Origin of the sequence: Micromonospora olivasterospora, from assembly GCF_007830265.1 — a bacterium.
GTDB classification, from domain to species: Bacteria; Actinomycetota; Actinomycetes; order Mycobacteriales; family Micromonosporaceae; genus Micromonospora; species Micromonospora olivasterospora.
In genome coordinates this window covers 20,615-39,247 of sequence record NZ_VLKE01000001.1, presented here as the reverse complement: position 1 = coordinate 39,247, position 18,633 = coordinate 20,615, and the positions used below count along the sequence as shown (strand labels likewise).

The 18,633-nt window shown below is 75.3% G+C and carries 6 protein-coding genes and 1 pseudogene; all 7 read left to right on the top strand.

What is annotated here, in order from left to right:
- Window positions 1-200: 200 nt before the first annotated feature.
- Complete coding sequence (locus JD77_RS00100; RefSeq protein ID WP_246140459.1) at window positions 201-3,233, top strand: condensation domain-containing protein; 3,033 nt, start codon at window positions 201-203, stop codon at window positions 3,231-3,233.
- A gap of 46 nt (window positions 3,234-3,279) precedes the next feature.
- The gene (locus JD77_RS00095) at window positions 3,280-8,364 is read left to right on the top strand and encodes a type I polyketide synthase (RefSeq protein ID WP_246140458.1); all 5,085 of its coding nucleotides are present in this window, start codon (window positions 3,280-3,282) and stop codon (window positions 8,362-8,364) included.
- Window positions 8,304-8,837, top strand: a complete 534-nt coding sequence (locus JD77_RS33150; protein WP_246140457.1) for a phosphopantetheine-binding protein — start codon at window positions 8,304-8,306, stop codon at window positions 8,835-8,837. The genes JD77_RS00095 and JD77_RS33150 overlap by 61 nt, the downstream gene beginning before the upstream one ends.
- Window positions 8,834-9,786 (top strand): annotated as a pseudogene (locus JD77_RS00090) (TauD/TfdA family dioxygenase). The gene JD77_RS33150 and the pseudogene JD77_RS00090 overlap by 4 nt, the downstream one beginning before the upstream one ends.
- Window positions 9,786-9,974, top strand: coding sequence for an MbtH family protein (locus JD77_RS00085; RefSeq protein ID WP_145772501.1), 189 nt, complete (start codon window positions 9,786-9,788; stop codon window positions 9,972-9,974). The pseudogene JD77_RS00090 and the gene JD77_RS00085 overlap by 1 nt, the downstream one beginning before the upstream one ends.
- Window positions 9,971-13,093: a non-ribosomal peptide synthetase gene (locus JD77_RS00080; protein WP_145772500.1), complete on the top strand. Its 3,123-nt coding sequence runs from the start codon at window positions 9,971-9,973 to the stop codon at window positions 13,091-13,093. The genes JD77_RS00085 and JD77_RS00080 overlap by 4 nt, the downstream gene beginning before the upstream one ends.
- Window positions 13,090-18,633, top strand: coding sequence for a non-ribosomal peptide synthetase/MFS transporter (locus tag JD77_RS00075; protein ID WP_145772499.1), 5,544 nt, complete (start codon window positions 13,090-13,092; stop codon window positions 18,631-18,633). The genes JD77_RS00080 and JD77_RS00075 overlap by 4 nt, the downstream gene beginning before the upstream one ends.

Genomic DNA, 18,633 nt, shown 5'->3' with positions numbered 1-18,633 from the left:
GGCCGGCGGCTGCTACGTGCCGCTGGAGCCGGGCGGCCCCGGCAGCGGCTGCGCGAGATCGCCGAGGACGCCGGGGTGCGGGTCGTCGTCGGCGACGCCGCCGAGGCCGAGTTCGGCGACGCGCCCGGCGTCGAGACGGTGGGCCTGCCCGGCCCGGCCCGCCGGCGCCCTGCCCCGCCCGCCCCGGCGACCCGGCGTACGTGCTGTTCACCTCCGGCTCCACCGGGCGCCCCAAGGGGGTGGTGGTCAGCCACCGGAACGTCGCCGAGTTCGTGACCGGCTGGGCGGGGGTCACCGGCGCCGGGGCCGGCGTCCGTGCCCTGTGCGCCTCGTCGCTCGTCTTCGACGCGGTCGTCATCGACCTGTTCGTCCCGCTGCTGCTCGGCGGGGCGGTGCAGCTGGCCGGCTCGGACGACCGGACCGACCCGGTGCGGTTGGCGCGGTTCATCGCCGCGCACGAGGTGGACTGGGGCATCCTCACCCCGACGGTGCTGTCCCTGCTGGACCCGGCCGACGTGCCGACCTGGCGGACGGTCCTCTGCGGCGGCGAGGCCGTGCCGGCCGAGCTGGCGGAGCGCTGGGCCCCCGGCCGCCGGTTCGTCAACGCGTACGGGCCGACCGAGACGACCGTGGCGGCGCTCGCCTGCGACCTCGTCGCCACCGAGACCGACCCGGTGCCGATCGGCGTCCCGCTGCCCAACCACCGGGTGTACGTGGTCGACGCCGACCTGCGGCCGGTGCCCCCGGGCGAGACGGGCGAGCTGCTCGTCGGCGGCCCCGGCGTCGCCGACGGCTACCTCAACCGGCCCGGGCTGACCGCCGAGCGGTTCGTGCCCGACCCGTTCTCGGGGCTTGCCGGGGAGCGGCTGTACCGCACCGGCGACCTGGTCACCCAGGCCCCCGACGGGCGGTTCGTCTACCACGGCCGGATCGACCGGCAGGTCAAGGTCCGCGGCCAGCGGATCGAGCTGGGCGAGGTGGAGGCGGTGCTGGCGGGGCACCCGGGCGTCGACCGGGTGACCGTGGAGGCCGTCGACGGGCCCGCCGGCACCGAGCTGGTCGCCTTCCTCACCCCGGCCGACGCCCCCGACGACGCGGCGCTGGCCGCGTACGCCGAGTCCCGGCTGACCGCCGCGATGCGAACGGCCCGGACGGTGCGCCTGGCCGAGCTGCCGGTCAGCCCGACCACCGGCAAGCTGGACCGATCCGCGCTGCGGGCCCTGGCCGCCGCCAGCCGCCCCCAGCCGGCCGCCGACGAGCCGGTCGACGGCGACCCGGTGACCCGGGCGGTGGCCCGCGTCTGGGCCCGGCTGCTCGGGGCGGCCCCGGGCCCGGACACCGACTTCCTCGCCGCCGGCGGGAACTCCATCGCGGCGATGCGCCTGGTCGCCGCGCTGCGGGCCGAGCTGGGTCGGCACGTCGACACCCGGGACGTGTTCGCCGGGCGGACCCTGGCCGGGCTGGTGCGGCGGATCGCCGCCGCCGCGCCGGACGCCGGCGACGGGCTCACCACCGGCAACCCGCCCACCCTGTCCCCGCCACAGCGCCGGCTGTGGTTCGTCGACCAGATCGCCCCGTCCAGCGCCCCCTACAACATCGCGGTGGCCCACCGGCTGCGCGGCGAGCTGGACGTCCCCGCGCTCGGCGCGGCGCTGCGGGCCGTGGCCGAACGGCACGACGTGCTGCGCTGGCGCATCCCGCAGACCGCCGGGGTGCCGTACGCGGTGTGCGAGGAGCCGACCGACGTGGCCGTGCCGGTGGTCGACCTGACCGGCGGCGGCGACCCGGAGGCGGAGCTGGCCCGGATGCTCGCCGCGGGCGCCGCGCACGCCTTCGACCTGGCCACCGGCCCGCCCTGGCAGGTCACCGTCTACCGGCTCGGCCCGGCCGAGCACGTGCTGGCGGTCAGCTGGCACCACGCGGTCTTCGACGGCTGGTCCGAGGCCGTGTTCTACGACGACCTCGCCGCCGCGTACGCGCAGGCCGTGGCGGGCGACGCGCCCGGACTGCCCGCCCTGACGACCCGGTACGCCGACTACGCCGTGTGGCGGGCCGCGCGGGACCGGCGGCGCGGCGCCGAGGACCTCCAGTGGTGGGCCGCGCACCTGCGGGACGCGCCGATCGTGCTGGACCTGCCCCGGGACCGGCCCCGCCCGGCGGTGCAGACGTACGCCGGCGCGGAGGCCGCCGTCACGTTCTCCCCGGTGGCGGACCGGGCGGTGCGGGAGTTGGCCGAGCGGCGCGGCACCACCGTCGCCGCGGTGCTGCTCGCCGGCTTCGGTGAGCTGCTCAGCCGGCTCACCGGCGCCGACGACCACGTCGTCGGCGCGATCGTCGCCGACCGCCGGCTGGCCGCCCTCGACGACGTCGTCGGCTTCTTCATCGACACCGTCCCGGTGCGGGTGCGCACCGGCGCGGCGAGCTTCGCCGAGCTGGTCGACCGCTGCGCCGGCGAGCTGCACGAGGTCACCGCCCACCCCGGCGCCCCGCTGGAGAAGATCGTCGAGGCGCTCGGCGTCGGCCGGGACACCTCCCGGGCGCCGCTGGTGCAGGTGCTGTTCAACGTGCTCAACTTCGTCCAGCCCCGCCTGGCGCTGACCGGGCTGGCCGCCGAGCCGGTGCCGGTGCCGAAGCCGGGCTCGCCGTTCGACATCACGGTCTACGTGGTCGAGCGGGGCGGCCGGCTCGGCGTCGAGGTGGTCTACAACCCGGACCTGTTCGACGCCGACCGGATCGAGGCGCTGCTGACCGACCTGGCCGGCCTGGTCGGCGCGCTGGCCGCCGACCCGGGGGCGAAGGCCGCCGAGGCGGCCCCGGAGCTGCCCCGGCCGACCGTGCGCACCGCCCAGCTCGGCGCGATGGCCGTCACCGCCGAACCCGCCCGCCCGGTCGTGCTGCCGGCCGGCCCCGACGCGCTCACCGAGACCGAGGAGCTGATCGCCGGGATCTGGCGGGAGGTGCTCGAACGCGACGGTGTCGGGGTGACCGACAACTTCTTCGACATCGGCGGGCACTCCATGGCGCTGGCCGCCGTGCACGCCCGGCTGACCGCCGCCACCGGCCGGTCGATCGCCATGCTCGACCTGTTCCGCCACCCCACCGTCCGGGCCCTCGCCGCGCACCTCGACGGCGCGGCGGACCGGCCGGAGCTGGCCCGTGCCGCCCTGCGGGCCGCCGCCCGCCGTAGCCGGGCCCGGCGCAACCCATCCCGCCGCCCCGGCGGCACCGCCTAGTGACCCCGCCGCCCCCGGGCGGCACTCCGCAACGAAGGACGACCTGATGGACAACGCGATCGCATCCGACAACCCCGCCGACGACGGCATCGAGCCGATCGCGATCGTCGGCCTGGCCGCCCGGGTGCCCGGCGCGGCCGACGTGCAGCAGTTCTGGCGCAACCTGGTCGACGGCGTCGAGTCCGTCACCGAGCTGACCCGGGAGGAGCAGATCGCCCGGGGCGTCAGCCCCGAGGAGGTCGACGACCCGGGTTGGGTCAACAAGGCCCCGCTGGTCGACGGCTACGACGAGCTCGACGCCGGCCTGTTCGGCATGACCGCCCGCGAGGCCGAGCTCACCGACCCGCAGCACCGGCTGTTCCTGGAGGCCTGCTACACGGCGCTGCAGGACGCCGGCTACGACCCGGCCCGCTACGACGGGGCGGTCGGCGTGTACGCCGGCACCGGCGGCAACATGTACCTGCAGAGGCACGTGCTGCGCAACAAGCGGGTCGGCGGCAACCCGCACAGCCAGGTCTCCATCGCCACCAGCAACTCGCCAAACTACGTGGCGACCAACGTGTCGTACCGGCTGGACCTGCGCGGGCCGAGCCTCACCGTGCACACCGCCTGCTCCACCTCGCTGGTCGCGTTCCACCTGGCCGTCGAGGCGCTGCGCAACGGCGAGTGCGACATGGCGCTCGCGGGGGGCGTCAACATCGAGCTGCCGCACGCCGGCTACCTCGGCATGGACGGCTTCACCTCCCCCGACGGGCGGTGCCGGCCGTTCGACGCCGACGCGAACGGCACCGTGTGGGGCAGCGGCGTGGGCGTCACCCTGCTCAAGCGGCTCTCCGACGCCGTCGCCGACGGCGACCACATCCGCGCGGTGGTGCTCGGCAACGCCATCAACAACGACGGCGCCGGCAAGGTCGGCTTCACCGCCCCCAGCGTGGACGGGCAGACGGAGGCGATCGCCCAGGCCGTCGGGATGGCCGGGATCGACCCGCGCACCATCACGTACGTCGAGGCGCACGGCACCGGCACCGCCCTGGGTGACCCGATCGAGGTCGCCGCCCTGTCAGCCGTGTACACGAAGGACACCGACGACCGGGGCTGGTGCGGCATCGGCTCGGTCAAGTCCAACATCGGCCACCTCAGCCAGCCCTCCGGCATCGTCAGCGTCATCAAGACGGTGCTGGCGATGGAGCACGGGCTGATCCCGCCGACCATCAACTACGAGACCCCGAACCCGGCCATCGACTTTGCCGACACCCCGTTCTACGTGGCGAACGCCCTGACCAAGTGGGACACCGACGGGGTGCCCCGTCGCGCCGGCGTCAGCTCCTTCGGCATCGGCGGCACGAACGCCCACGTGGTGCTGGAGGAGGCGCCGGCCGCGTACCGGGCGGACCGGCGGGTGCGCCCGGCGCAGCTGCTGCACGTCTCGGCGAAGAGCGACACCGCGCTGGAGACGGCCGTGGAGCGGCTCGCCGAGCACCTGGCCGGCAACCCCGACGGCGGCGCCGCGCACCTCGCCGACGTCGCGCACACCCTCCAGGTGGGCCGCCAGCAGTACCCGCACCGGGTCGCCGTGGTCGCCACCGACCTGCCCGACGCGGTCGCCGCGCTGCGCACCAAGCGCCGCCGGCAGGCCGGCGTGGTCGACGGCCCCGCCCCCCGGGTCGCCTTCCTCTTCTCGGGGCAGGGCTCGCAGTACGCCGGCATGGGCGCGCAGCTGTACGCCGAGGAGCCCGGCTTCGCCGCCGTCGTCGACGAGTGCGCCGAGCTGCTCCACCCCGAGCTGGGCCTGGACATCCGGGACCTGATCCTCGGCCGGGACCCGGAGGCGGCGGAGAAGCTGCTCCAGACCCGCTACACCCAGCCCGCCCTGTTCGTCGTCGAGTACGCCCTGGCCAGCCACTGGCAGCGGTCCGGCGTCCGGCCGGCGGCCATGGCCGGCCACTCCATCGGCGAGTACGTCGCCGCGACCGTCGCCGGGGTGCTCGACCTGCCCGACGCGCTGCGGGTGGTGGCCGCCCGGGGCCGGCTCATGCAGTCCCTGCCGGCCGGTTCGATGGTGGCCGTGCCGCTGGACGAGTCGGTGGTCGCGGGGCTGCTGCCCGAGGGCGTCTCCATCGCCACCGTCAACGGCCCCGGCACCTGCGTGGTGGCCGGGGGGTCCGAGCCGGTCGCCGCGTTCGCCGAGGCGCTGAAGACCAGCCACAAGGCCAAGAGCAAGGCGCTGCGCACCTCGCACGCCTTCCACTCGCCGATGATGGACCCGATCCTCGACGAGTTCACCGCGCTGATGGCGACGGTGCCGCTGCGGGCGCCGCGGATCCCGTTCCTGTCCAACGTCTCGGGCACCTGGATCACCGACGCGCAGGCCACCGACCCGGCGTACTGGGCGGCGCACCTGCGCCAGCCGGTGCGCTTCGGCGACTGCGTGGCCACCCTGCTCGCCGAGGGCACCTGGGCGCTGGTCGAGTGCGGCCCGGGGCGGCAGCTGGCCAACCTGGCCCGGATGCAGGTCGCCAAGGGCTCCCCGCAGCAGCGGGCCCTCGTCCCGCTGGGCAGCCTGCCCGGCCCGGGCGAGCCGGTCGGCGACCTGGCCACCCTGCTGACCACCGCCGGGGCGCTGTGGTGCGCCGGCGTCGGCGTGCGCACCGGGTCCGACCCGGACGCCCGCCGGGTGCCGCTGCCGACGTACCCGTTCGAGCGGCGCCGCTACTGGGTCGACCCGGACCCGGTGGAGCAGGTCGCCGCCGCCCCGGCCGAGACGGGCCCGCGGGCGCTGCCGGAGTGGTTCTCCGTGCCGGTGTGGCGGCAGGCCGCGCCCGAGCCGCGCACCGCGCCGCTGGGCCGCTGCCTGGTGCTGGCCGACGGCCCGCGCGGCGACGCGCTGGTCGCGGCCCTGCGCGCCGCCGCCGCCGAACCGGTCGAGGTACGCGCCGGCGACGCCTTCGCCGCCACGGAGAGCGGCTTCCGGCTGCGGCCGGGGGTCCGCGACGACTACGACGCCCTGGTCGCCGCGCTCGGCGACGACCTGCCGGAGCGGCTGGTGCACGCCTTCGCCCTCGATGGCGAGCCGGCCGGCACGGACATCGCCGCCGGTTGGGCCGCCCAGGACCGGGGCTTCTTCAGCGCGCTGCACCTGGTGCAGGCGCTGGCCGGGGCCGGCCGCACCGCCGAGGAGCGGGCGCTGACCCTGGAGCTGGTCACCGCCGGCGTCGGCGACGTGACCGGCCCGGACCTGACCCGGCCCGAGCACGCCACCCTCACCGGCCTGGCCCGGGTGCTGCCCGTCGAGGTGCCCGGCCTGACCGTCCGGCTGCTCGACGCCGACCCCGCCGCCACCGGCGTGGACGCCCTGGTCGCCGAGCTGCGCCGCCCGGTCGACGCGGAGCACGCCGAGGTGGCGCTGCGCGGCAGCCGCCGCTGGGTGACCGGCTACGAGCAGGTGACCGTCGACGCCGAGGGGGAGCCCGGCGCGCTGCGTGAGGGCGGCCGGTACGTCATCACCGGCGGCCTCGGCGGCATCGGCATCACCCTCGCCGAGGACTTCGCCCGGCGGGCCCGGGCGAAGCTGGTGCTGCTGGCCCGCTCGCCCCTGCCGCCGCGCGAGCAGTGGGACGACCACCTCGCCGTGCACGGCGCCGACCGGGCCGACCGGGTGGGCCGGGCCATCGCCGCGATCCGCCGGATGGAGGCGGCCGGCGCGTCCGTGCTGGTGCTCTCCGCCGACGTCACCGACCCGGCCGACCTGCGCCGCGTGCGGGAGGCGGCCGAGGCCGAGTTCGGCGGGATCGACGGGATCGTGCACGCCGCCGGCCTCCCGGGCGGCGGCATGGCCGAGGTCAAGGACCGCGCCGAGGCGGAGAAGGTGCTCGGCCCGAAGCTCGCCGGCACCCTCGCCCTGGCCCAGGTCTTCGGCGACCTGCCGCTGGACTTCGTGGTGCTCTGCTCCTCGATCACCGCGGTCATCGGCGGCTTCGGCCAGGTCGACTACTGCGCGGCGAACAACTTCCTCGACGCGTACGCCCGCGCCGGGGCCGGCTGGAACGCGCCGGTGGTGTCCCAGAACTGGGGCGGCTGGGCCGAGGTCGGCATGGCGGCGGAGAGCAACGCGCCGGCCGGCTTCCGGGCGCTGACCCGCGACACGGTCACCACCACGGTCGACCACCCGGTGCTCACCACGAAGGCCGTCGGCCCGGAGGGCACCGTGCTGCACGGCCTGGTCTCCGCCGCCACCCACTGGGTGCTCGACGAGCACCGCATCGGCGGGGTGCCGGTGGTGCCGGGCACCGCCCACCTGGAGTCGGTGCGGGCCGCCGTGGCCGCCGCGGTCCCCGCGCCCGGCCCGGACGCCGCGGTGGAGCTGTGCGACGTGGCCTTCCTGGAGCCGTTCGCGGTCCCGGACGGCTCGGTCGCCCAGTACCGGGTGACGCTGACCGCCGCCGAGGACGGCACGCACGACTTCGTGGTGCAGAGCCTCGCCGCCGGGCAGCTGCGCACCCACGTACGCGGCAGCGCCGGCTGGACCGCCGAGCCGGCGCCGGCGCCCCGGGACGTCGCCGACGTGGCGGGCCGGTCCCGCCGGGTCGACGACGACTCGTCCTTCGGCCGGGGCCGCACCAGCATGCTGACCTTCGGCCCGCGCTGGAACTCGCTGCGGGAACACCACCTCGCCGAGGGCGAGGAGCTGGCCCGCGTCGAGGCGCCCGCCGAGGCCGCCGGCGACCTGGGCGCCTGGGGGCTGCACCCGGCGCTGCTGGACGTGGCGACCGCGTTCGGCCGGGGACAGGGCTCCGGCACCTACCTGCCGCTGTCGTACGGGCGGATCGTGGTGCGGCGGGCGCTGCCGGCGGTGTTCCTCAGCCACCTGCGCCACCGCGACGGCGGCACCGACGAGGTGGTCTCCGCCGACCTGTCCCTGCTGGACACCGAGGGCCGGGAACTGGTCGCGATCAGCGACTTCGTGCTGCGCCGGGTGGACTCCTCCGCGGTGACCGGCGGGCTCGCCGCCGACGCCGCCCCGGCGGAGGCCACCCCCGCGGCCGCCGAGGCCCCAGCGAGGACATCCGGCCGGTGGACGGGGCTGAGGCGTTCCGCCGCAGCCTCACCGCCGGGCTCGGCGCCCAGGTGGTGATCACCACCCGGTCGGTGGCGGACATCCGGCGGCGCGCCGCCCGGGTCACCACCGAGACCCTGGAGTCGGAAACCGACCCGGCGGTGTCGGCGCAGACCGCCGCCGCGGGCGGCTCGGCGGCCCCGCGTACGGAGCTGGAGGCCGTCATCGCGCAGGTCTGGCGCGACGGGCTCGGGGTGCCGGTCGTCGGCGTGGACGACGACTTCTTCGCCCTCGGCGGCAACTCGCTGGTGGCGGTGCAGCTGATCGCGGCGATGCGCAAGGCGACCGGCGTGCGGCTGCCGATGCGCAGCCTGTTCGAGACGCCGACCGTCGCCGGCTGGCCGCCCGGATCGAGGAACTGCGCGCCGAGGCCGCCGCCGCCGACGAGTCCCCGGCTCCGGCCCCGACCACCAGCATCCCGCGGCTGCCCCGCGCGTAAGCGGCGCGGCTGCCCGCGCCTCAGCAACAGGAACAGGAGCACACAGCGATGAGTGACACGATCACCACACTGCCGGTGGTCGTCGAGAACGACGGCCGGACGTTGACCGACCTGATCGACGCCCGGCGCGCCGAACTGCGGGCGAGCCTCGTCGAGCACGGCGGGCTGCTGTTCCGCGGCTTCGACGTCGGCGGCGTGGACGGCTTCGACGCGGTGGTGCGGGCGCTGGCCGGCGAGCCGCTGGTCTACACCGAGCGGTCCTCGCCCCGGCACTCCATCAAGGGCCGGGTCTACACCTCGACCGACTACCCGCCGGACGAGGAGATCTTCCTGCACAACGAGAACTCGTACCAGGCGCGCTGGCCGCTGACGCTGTTCTTCTGGTGCGTCAGCCCGCCGGAGACGCAGGGCGCGACGCCGCTGGCCGACGTCCGCCGGGTGTACGAGCTGATCGACCCGGCCGTGCGGGAGGAGTTCGTCCGCCGCCGGTGGATGCTGGTGCGCAACTTCCACGGCGACTTCGGCACCCGCTGGCAGGAGGTGTTCAACACCGACGACCGGGCCGAGGTCGAGGCGTACGCGGCGGCGAACCGGATCGCGCTGGAGTGGGTCGGCAAGGACGGCCTGCGTACCCGGGCGGTGCGGGACGTGGTGCACCAGCGGCCGGGTCGGACACCCCGCGCTGGTTCAACCACGCCACGTTCTTCCACCTGAGCACCCTCCCGAAGGACTACCAGGAGGGGCTGCTGGACATGTTCGGCCCCGAGGGGCTGCCCTCGAACACCTACTACGGCGACGGCGGGGAGATCCCGACCGACGTGATGGAGCACCTGCGGGCCGCGTACCGGGCGGCCAGCGTCCGCTTCGACTACCAGCGCGACGACGTGCTGGTCGTGGACAACATGACCGCCGCGCACGGCCGGGAGCCGTTCACCGGGCCTCGCAAGATCGCCGTCGCGATGGCCGAGCCGCACACCCCCGAGAGCACTGGAGACATCTGATGGCCGAAACCCGTTTCCTGGTCGTGCGCAACGACGAGGAGCAGTACTCGATCTGGTCGGCCGACCGGGAGCTCCCCGCGGGCTGGCACGACACCGGCTTCGCCGGCACCCGCGAGGAGTGCCTGGCCCACATCGACACCGTCTGGACCGACATGCGCCCACGCTCGGTACGGGAGGCGACCTCATGACCCGGGAGTGGACCTTCCCAGCCTCGTACGCCCAGGAACGGGTGTGGATCGCCAACCAGCTCGACACCGACTCGCCCGTCTACAACATCACCTACGTGTCGGCGTTCCCCGCCGGGCTGGACGCCGACGCGGTCACCGGGGTGGTCAACCAGGTCCTCGCCCGGCACGAGGCGCTGCGCACCCACCTGCGGATGGACGACGGTGCCCTGGCGCAGGTCGTCCGGGAGCACGAGCCGGTCCGGCTGCCCGCCGACGACCTGTCCGGGCTGCCCGAACACGAGTGGCGCGCCCGGCTCGACGCCCTGAGCACCGAGCTGGCGCGCACCCCCATCCCGCTGGACGCCCCGCCGCTGTGGCGGGCCCGCCTGGTCCGGCTGGCCGAGGCCTGGGCGCTGGTGTTCGTGGTGCACCACGCCGTCTACGACAGCCACTCGGCGGTGCTGTTCGGCAGGGAGCTTGACGCGTTCGCCCGGGCCGCGCTGACCGGCGCGCCCGCCGACGTGCCCGAGCTGCCCATCCAGTACGCCGACTTCGCCGCCTGGCAGCGCGACCAGCTCGCCGGCGCGGAGCTGGACCGGCAGCTCGGCTTCTGGAAGGCGCACCTGGCCGGCGCGCCGGCCGTCACCGGCCTGCCGATGGACCGGCCCCGCCCGGCGCGGCTCGGCTTCGCCGGCGACGAGGTGCGCTTCGACCTGCCGGACGGGCTGCTCGACCGGGTCGGCCAGCTCGCCGCCGCGTCGGCCGCCACCCCGTACATGGTGCTGCTGACCGCGTTCGCCGCCCTGCTGTCGCGGATCTCCGGCGACGAGACCGTGGTCGTCGGGGTCTCCACCGCCGGCCGGGACACCCCCGAGGTGACCCCGCTGATCGGCATGTTCGTCAACCCGGTGGCGCTGCGCTGCGACCTGTCCGGCGACCCGACCGTGGCCGAGCTGCTCGGCCGGGTACGCGGCGGGCTGGTCGACGCGATGGAGCACGGGCAGACGCCGTTCCAGAAGATCGTCGAGGCGGTCGCGCCGCAGCGCGACCCGTCCGTGCAGCCGATCTTCCAGACCGCGCTGAACTTCATCCCCGACTCCGGCCTGGACGCGGTGGCCCTGGGCACCACCAAGGACGACCTGGCCTTCGACGTCACCGCCGGGGAGAGCCGGCTGGTCTACCGCACCGACCTGTTCGACCGGGCCACCGCCGAGGCGGTCGTCGCCCGGTACGTCCGGCTGCTCGCCGCCGCGGCCGCCGACCCGGGCCGGCGGGTGTCCGAGCTGCCGCTGCTCGACGACGCCGAGCGGCAGCTCGTCCTCGCGACCTGGAACGACACGGCCCACGACCGGCCGGCCGGCACGATCGTCGCCGAGGTGCAGCGGCAGGCCGCCGCCACGCCGCAGGCCACCGCGCTGGTCTGCGAGGGCGCCGAGCTGACGTACGCCGAGCTGAACGCCGCCGCGAACCGGCTGGCCCGGCTGCTGGTGGCCCGGGGCGCCGGCCCGGAGACCCGGGTCGCCCTGGCGCTGCCCCGCTCCGTCGACCTGCTGGTGGCGATCCTGGCCGTGCTCAAGTCCGGCGCGGCGTACGTGCCGGTGGACACCGGCTACCCGGCCGCGCGCGTCGCGTACCTGCTGGAGGACGCCGAGCCGGCGCTGGTCCTGGCCACCGCCGACACCGCCGGCCTGGTGCCGGGCGACGCGCTGGTGCTCGACCCGCTCACCGCCGCCGACCTCGACGCGGCCGACCTGACCGACGCCGACCGGCTCGCCCCGCTGCGCCCCGAGCACCCGGCCTACGTGCTGTACACCTCCGGCTCCACCGGCCGGCCGAAGGGCGTGGTGGTGGAGCACCGCTCGGTGACCGCGTACCTGGCCTGGGCGCGGGCCACCTACCCGGGGCTGGCCGGGGCGGCGCTGCTGCACTCGCCGGTGTCGTTCGACCTGACCGTCACCGGGCTGCTCGGGCCGCTCACCGCCGGCGGCACCGTCCGGCTCGCCGCGATCGACGACCCGGGCGCCCGGGCCGGCGGCCGGCCGGCGTTCCTCAAGGTCACCCCCAGCCATCTGCCGCTGCTGGAGGAGGCGCTGTCGCCGACCGTCGACCTGGTCATCGGCGGCGAGGCGCTGACCGGCGAGCAGCTCGCCGAGTGGCGGGCGGCCAACCCGGGCGTCGCGGTGGTCAACGAGTACGGCCCGACCGAGGCGACCGTCGGCTGCGTCGCCGCCCGGATCGCGCCGGGGGAGGAGCTGGCGGCCGGGCCCGTCTCCATCGGCCGGCCCACCTGGAACACCCGGGCGCTGCTGCTCGACGCGGCCCTCCAGCCCGTGCCGCCGGGCGTGGTCGGCGAGCTGTATGTCGCCGGCGACCAGCTCGCCCGCGGCTACCTGCGCCGGCCCGGCCTGACCGCCGAGCGCTTCCTGCCCTGCCCGTACGGGCCGGCCGGGCAGCGGATGTACCGCACCGGCGACCTGGCCCGGTGGCGGGCCGACGGGACGCTGGAGTACCTGGGCCGCCGCGACGACCAGGTCAAGGTGCGCGGCATGCGGATCGAGCTGGGCGAGATCGAGTCGGCGCTGCTGGCCCGGCCCGGGGTGCGCGAGGCGGCCGTCGTCGTCCGCACCGACTCGGGGGAGCCGACGCTGGTCGGCTACCTGGTCGGCGACGCCGACACCGCGACGCTGGGCGCCGCGCTGGCCCGGGAGCTGCCCGCGCACCTCGTGCCGGCCGCGTACGTCCGGCTGGACGCGCTGCCGCTGACCCCGAACGGCAAGCTCGACCGGGCCGCGCTGCCGGCCCCGGCCGGCGCGGTCGTCGAGGAGGACGCCTACGTCGCCCCGCGCACCGACGCCGAGGTCCTCGTGGCCGAGGTGTACGCCGAGATCCTCGGCGTGGAGAAGGTCGGCGCGCTGGACGACTTCTTCGCCCTCGGCGGCAACTCGCTGCGCGGCATGCGGGCGATGGCCCGCATCCGGGCCGAGGTGGACGTCGACCTGCCCATGCGGGCGCTGTTCGGCAGCCCTGTGGTGGCGGACCTGGCCGCCCAGATCGAGAGCCTGATCGCCGCGGAACTCGACGAGCTCTCCGACGCCGAGGTCGCCGAGCTGCTGGCGACGGAAGAGGGAAGCACCGAATGACCGACCTGAGGGATCCGGCCCGGGAGGCGGCCCGGCAGGCGCTGATCGCCAAGCGGCTGCGCAGACGCCAGACCGCCGCCCCGGCCGCCCGGGTCACACCCCGGCCCGAGGGCGCCGAGGTGCCGCTGTCGTACGCCCAGGAGCGGGTCTGGTTCATGGACCAGATCGCTCCGGGCGAGGCGGCGTACCACATCCCGGTGCCGCTGCGGGTGCGCGGCCCGCTGGACGTGGGGGCGCTGCGCGGCGCGCTGGCCGCCCTGACCCGGCGGCACGAGTCGCTGCGCACCCGGTTCCCGGCCGACGCCGACGGCCGGCCGACGGTGGTCGTCGAGGACGCCGTCGAGGTGCCGCTGACCGTCACCGGGGCCGCCGACGAGCGGGCGGCGCAGGCGCTGGTCGAGGCCGCCGCGGCGGAGCCGTTCGACCTGGCCACCGGGCCCCTGTTGCGCGCCCTGCTGATCCGGCTGGCCGACGACGACCACGTGCTGTTCCTCGGCCAGCACCACATCGTCGGCGACGGCTGGTCGGTGGACGTGCTGCTGCGCGACCTGATCACCTACTACCACGGCGGCGAGCCGCCCGCCCTGCCCGTGCAGTACGGCGACTTCGCCGTCTGGGAGGCGCGGGAGCTGGACGGGCCCGCGGCCCGGGGGCACCTGGACTGGTGGAAGCAGCGGCTGGCCGGCAGCACCCCGCTGGAGCTGCCGCTCGACGCGCCCCGCCCGGCCACCCAGACCTACCGGGGCGACTTCGTCGAGTTCACCCTCGACCCGGCGGACACCGAGCGGCTCAACGCGCTCACCCGCGCCACCGGGGCCACGCTGTTCATGACGCTGCTCGCCGCGTACCAGGTGCTGCTGGCCCGGCACTCCGGCCAGGACGACTTCGCCGTCGGCGCGTCCGTGGCCGGCCGGTCCGCCCCCGAGCTGGAGAACCTGGTCGGCATGTTCATCAACATGCTGCCGCTGCGCGCCGAGCTGGCCGGGGACCCGACGTTCACCGAGTTGCTGGAGCGCACCCGGCGCAGCGTGCTGGACGGCTTCGAACACGCCGAGGTGCCGTTCGCGAAGGTCGTCCACGAGCTGGGCCTGCCCCGCGACGTCAGCCGGTCCCCGGTCTTCCAGGCCATGTTCGTGCTGCAGAACTACGAGATGGGCCGGTTCACCGGGGTCTCCGACTCGGCCGAGGTCCGCTTCCAGTGGAACCCCATGGAGCTGCGGGCCACCCGGTTCGACTTCGAGCTGCACGCCGTGGAGACCGCCCACGGACTGTGGGGCAAGCTGGTCTTCAACACCGACCTGTTCACCCGGGCCACCGTCGAGCGGATCGCCGAGCGCTGGATTGCCCTGCTGCGGGCGGTCGTCGCCGCCCCGGACACCCCGGTCTCGGCGCTGCCGCTGGTGGCCCCGGGCGAGCGGGAGCTGCTGGCGGGCTGGAACGACACCACGGCCGACTTCCCGACCGGGCAGACCCTGCACGGCCCGTTCGAGGAGCGGGCCGCCGCCACCCCGGACGCGGTGGCGGTCACCTTCGAGGGCCGCTCGGTGACGTACGCCGAGCTGAACGCCGCCGCGAACCGGGTCGCCCACCGGCTGCGCGCCGCCGGGGTGGGCCCGGAGACCCTGGTCGGGGTCTGCGCGGAGCGCTCCGTGGAGCTGGTCGCCGGCCTGCTCGGCGTGCTCAAGGCCGGCGGCGCGTACCTGCCGCTGGACCCGGAGTACCCGGCCGACCGGCTGGCGTTCATGGTCACCGACGCGGACGCTCCCGTCGTGCTCGTGCAGCGGCACCTGCGCGACGTGCTGCCGGACACCGGCGCGACCGTGCTCGCCCTCGACGACGAGGCGGTCTGGGTCGACCAGCCCACCGACGACCCGGCGCCGACGGCCGGCCCGGCCAACCTCGCGTACGTCATCTACACCTCCGGCTCCACGGGCCGGCCCAAGGGCGTGCCCAACACCCACCGGGGCATCGTCAACCGGCTGGACTGGAAGCAGAAGACGTACCGGCTGGCCGCCGACGACGCCGTGCTGCAGAAGACCCCGGCCAGCTTCGACGTGTCGGTGTGGGAGTTCTTCTGGCCGCTGCGCGAGGGCGCCCGGCTGGTCCTGGCGAAGCCCGGCGGCCACAAGGACGCCGCGTACCTGCGGGACCTGCTGGTCGCCGAGCGGATCACCACCGCCCACTTCGTCCCGTCGATGCTGACGGTGTTCCTCGGCGAGGACGGCGTCGAGGCGGCCACGGCGCTGCGCCGGGTGATCTGCTCCGGCGAGGAACTGCCGCTGGCCTCGGCGACGGAGTTCACCGCCCGGCTGCCCTGGTGCGAGCTGCACAACCTGTACGGCCCGACCGAGGCGGCGATCGACGTCAGCGCCTGGCACTGCGACCCGGCCCGGCTGGCCGGGCTGACCAGCGTGCCGATCGGCGGGCCGATCGCCAATCTGCGGCTGCACGTGCTCGACCCGGCCGGCAACGAGTGCCCGGTCGGCGTCGCGGGCGAGCTGCACATCGGCGGCGTCGGGCTGGCCCGCGGCTACCACCGCCGGCCGGCGCTGACCGCCGAGCGGTTCCTGCCCGACCCGTTCTCCGGCGAGCCCGGCGCCCGGCTGTACCGCACCGGCGACCTGGCCCGCTGGCGCGTCGAGCCGTCCGGCACCGCCGGCGGCGCGGCGGCCGACGGGCGGCCCGCCGGGGTCATCGAGTTCCTCGGCCGGATCGACCACCAGGTGAAGCTGCGCGGCCTGCGCATCGAGCTGGGCGAGATCGAGAGCGCCCTGCGCGAGCAGCCGGCGGTGACCGAGGCGGCGGTGATCGTCCGCGAGGACACCCCGGGCGACAAGCGGCTCACCGCGTACGTCGTCGGCGAGGCCGAGCACGCCGCGCTGAAGGCGGCGCTGAAGGAGAGCCTGCCCGAGTACATGGTGCCGACCGCGTTCGTCACCCTGGACGCGCTGCCGCTGAGCCCGAACGGCAAGCTCGACCGCAGGGCGCTGCCCGCCCCGGTGGTGACCCGGGAGGCGTCGGTGGCGCTGGTCGAGCCGCGCGACGACACCGAGCGGCTGCTGGCGGGGATCTGGTCGGAGGTGCTGGGCGTCGACACGCTCGGCATCGACGACGACTTCTTCGACCTGGGCGGGCACTCGATGCTCGCCACCCAGGTGGTGGCGAAGATCCGCAAGGCGGAGCACGGGGGCCGGCCCGTCGGCGTGATGGACCTGTTCCAGCAGCGGACCATCCGCGAGCTGGCCGCGTTCATGTCCGGCGACGCCGCCGACGACGGCCCGCGCCGGCTGCTGTACGAGCTGACCAAGCCGATCCCGGCCGGCCAGCGCGTCCGCACGTACGTCTGCGTCCCGTACGGCGGCGGCAGCGCGATCGTCTACCAGCCGCTCGCGGACGCCCTGCCCGCCGGCAACGCCCTGTACTCGCTGGCCATCCCCGGCCACGACGTGGGGCTGAGCGAGGAGGGGCTGCCGTTCGAGGAGCTGACCCGCCGGGTCGCCGACGAGATCGTCGAGCGGATCGAGGGCCCGCTCGTGCTCTACGGCCACTGCGGCGTCGGCAGCGCGATCGTCGCCGAGGTGGCCCGCAAGGTCGAGGCGGCCGGCCGGGAACTGGAGGCGCTGTACATCGGCGCGATGTTCCCGTTCGCCCGGCCGAAGGGCCTGTACGCGACCGCCCGCAACCGCCTGGAGCAGCTGCGCAGCAACAAGCACTACGCGAGCTGGCTCAAGTCGATGGGCGTCGACACCGACGAGCTGGACCCGGAGCAGGCGGACCGGATCATCAGCAACATGCGGGCCGACTCCCGCAACTCGGAGGAGTACTTCACCAACCTGCTGGACACCGGGGCGACCAAGCTGAACGCACCCATCGTCTCCGTGGTCGGCTCCGAGGACCCGGTGACGGACTACTACACCGAGCGGTACGCCGAGTGGCAGTTCCTCAGCGACACCCTCGGGCTGGTCGTCCTCGACCAGGCCGGGCACTTCTTCCTCAAGTACCGGGCCGACGAGCTGGCCGAGATCGTCACGGAGACCCACCCGGCGGTGCGCGCCGACGACGTCTCCATGCTGACGGCGCAGGCCCGCGGCGAGGACGCCGGCTGGGTGGTCGCCGACCACCAGCGCGTCGGCGAGGCCCGCGCGGCGGAGAAAGCCGTGGTGAAGCCGAGCATGGCCCGGTTCGTCGCGGTGACCCTCGGCCAGCTCGTCTCCACCACCGGCTCGGCGCTCACCGCGTTCGCCCTGCCGATCTGGCTGTTCACCCAGACCGGCTCGGTGGCGAACCTGGGCCTGCTCTGGGGCCTGGCCCTGATCTGCGGCGTGCTGATGCTGCCGGTCGCGGGCGCGATCACCGACCGGGTCAGCCGGCGGAAGATCATGATGATCGCCAGCTCCAGCGCCGGCTCGATCCAGCTCCTGCTGGCCGGGCTGCTCTGGACGGACAACCTGCGGCTGTGGATGATCTACGCCCTGGTGGCGCTGAGTCAGGTCGCCGGGTCGTTCCAGCGCATCGCGTTCCAGTCGGCGGTGCCCCAGCTGGTGCCCAAGCGCTACCTGGGCCACGCGATGGGCGTCACCCAGCTCACCAACGGCTTCGCCATGCTGCTGATGCCCGTGTTCGCCGCCGGCCTGCTGGCCGCGATCGAACTCAAGGGCATCCTGCTGCTGGACGTGGCCAGCTACGTGGTGGCGATCCTGACCCTGGCCGTGGTCCGCTTCCCCGACCTGCTCGGGTGGCGGCCGCGGGAGCGGCTGCTGGTGGCGATCGCCAACGGTCTGCGCTACTCGTGGCAGCACCGCGGTTTCCGGCTGATGCTGGGCTACTTCGCCCTCGGCAACGTCTTCCTGGCGCCGGCGCTGGTGCTCACCACGCCGCTGGTGCTGTCGTTCGCCACCGCCACGCAGGTGGCGCAGGTGGCCCTGGCCGAGGCGCTCGGCGCGGTGGCCGGCGGCGTGCTGATGTCCCTGTGGGGCGGCCCGCGCAACCGGCGGATGATCGGCGTACTGATCGGCAACCTGGGCACGGCGGTGGGCTGCGTCGTCATCGGCCTGGACGCCTCGGTGGCGATGATCTGCGTCGGCGCGTTCTGGCTCGCCATGTCGATGACCACGGCCCAGTCGATCTACGCCACGATCGTCCAGGTCAAGGTGCCGCAGCGGTACCACGGCCGGGTGTTCAGCCTGAACCAGACCATCTCCTGGTCGACCCTGCCGATCGGGTTCGCCGTGCTCGCCCCGGCGGCGACGGGCCTGTTCGAGCCGATGCTCGCCCCGGGCGGCGCGCTGGCCGACTCGGTGGGCGCGGTGATCGGCACCGGCGCGGGCCGCGGCATCGGCTTCGCGTACGTCTGCTTCGGCGCGGCGCTGGTGCTCGTCACGCTCGGCGGGTTCGCGATCCGGATGCTGCGGCGCTTCGACGTCGAGGTGCCGGACTCGCTGCCGGACGACCTGATCGGCGCCCAGGAGCGGGAGCGTCGGCTGGCCGCCCGCGCCGCCGAGCGGCGGCAGGAGGAGGAGAAGGTGCCCGTCGGGGTGTGA